The 1,279-nt window shown below is 62.7% G+C and carries 2 protein-coding genes; one reads left to right on the top strand and one right to left on the bottom strand.

Annotation, left to right across the window (positions count from 1 at the left end; all coding sequences use genetic code 11):
- Positions 1–879, top strand: an 879-nt coding sequence (locus tag A2I95_RS39235) for an anhydro-N-acetylmuramic acid kinase (RefSeq protein ID WP_291737768.1), incomplete at its 5' end; no start/stop codon positions are given.
- Positions 880–960: 81 nt separating this feature from the next.
- On the opposite strand, the gene A2I95_RS39230 is transcribed toward A2I95_RS39235, so the two are convergent.
- On the bottom strand, positions 961–1,279 hold a 319-nt coding region (locus A2I95_RS39230; protein ID WP_291737767.1), incomplete at its 5' end, for a fatty acid desaturase.

Genomic DNA, 1,279 nt, shown 5'->3' with positions numbered 1-1,279 from the left:
GCCCATGCGGCGGCGCTGGCGGAGTTCGAGGATGTGGAGATCATCGGTTTTCACGGTCAGACCCTGGCCCATGCGCCGCGTCTGCAGGGAACCTTGCAGGTGGGCGACGGGGCGGCCCTGGCCGAACGCTTGGGCACGCCGGTGGTCTGGGACTTCCGTTCTGACGATGTGTCGATGGGCGGCGAGGGCGCGCCGCTGGCGCCGTTCTTTCACTTTGCCTGTGCAAAATACATCGGCGCCGAAAGGCCGCTGTGCTTTCTGAACCTCGGCGGGGTCGGCAACCTCACCTATGTGGACCCGCGGTTTGAGCGGCCTGAGGAGCCCGGCGCGCTGCTGGCCTTCGACACTGGTCCGGCCAATGCGCCGGTCAATGATCTGGTGCAGGAGCGGCTGGGCATCCCTTGGGATGCGGATGGCAAGGTGGCGCGCTCCGGCACTGTGGAAGCCGGTGCACTGGAGCTGTTTCTGGCAGAGCCATACTTTGCAAGAATGCCGCCTAAATCACTGGACCGGAATGATTTTGCCGAGATGGTGGGGCTGGTGAAGGAGTTGAGCGATGCCGACGCGGCAGCGACCTTAATCGCCATGTGCGCGGCCAGCGTGGCGCAAGGGATGGAGCATTGCCCGGAGCCGCCGGAAGCGGTTCTGGTCACAGGCGGCGGGCGGCATAATCCGGTGCTGATGGAGATGCTGCGGGTGTCGCTCGATTGTGCGGTGAAGCCGGTTGAGGACGCAGGCCTGGATGGCGACATGCTGGAGGCGCAGGCCTTTGCGCATCTAGCGGTGCGGGTTGCACGCGGGATGGCGACATCGGCACCCGGCACAACCGGTGTGCGGGCTTGCGTCGGCGGCGGTGTGGTGAGCGTTCCGGGGGCGTGAGATGGAGACTTGGGGGACAAGAAACTTGGAAGTTTCTTGTCAAATTTCTTTGAAGAAATTTGTGCGGCCTTTGTCGACCGGTCAGCGGGAGATCTGCCGGAGATAATCTGCTGAGAAATCCCGATACCCATCCGAAGTCGACTTCAGATGCGCCTGCGTGATCTCATGGAACACGGGCAGCTGGTGGAAGGGCACATTCGGAAAGGAATGATGCTCGGCATGATAGGGCATGTTCCAGGCCAGAAAACGCACCAGACGGTTGGTGAAGGTGGTGCGGGAGTTTTCCAGCATGTTGGCAACAGGCGGACAGAGCCCGTGTTCTGCCAAGAGATAGGCGCGCAGGAACGGCTGGCCGATCAGCAGCGGCACAAGCCACAGCCACAAAACCAGCGGTGACGCC

Source organism: Leisingera sp. F5 (genome assembly GCF_001593695.1).
The sequence above is the reverse complement of the archived record's forward strand: the minus strand, read 5'-3'. Positions and strand labels throughout refer to the sequence as shown.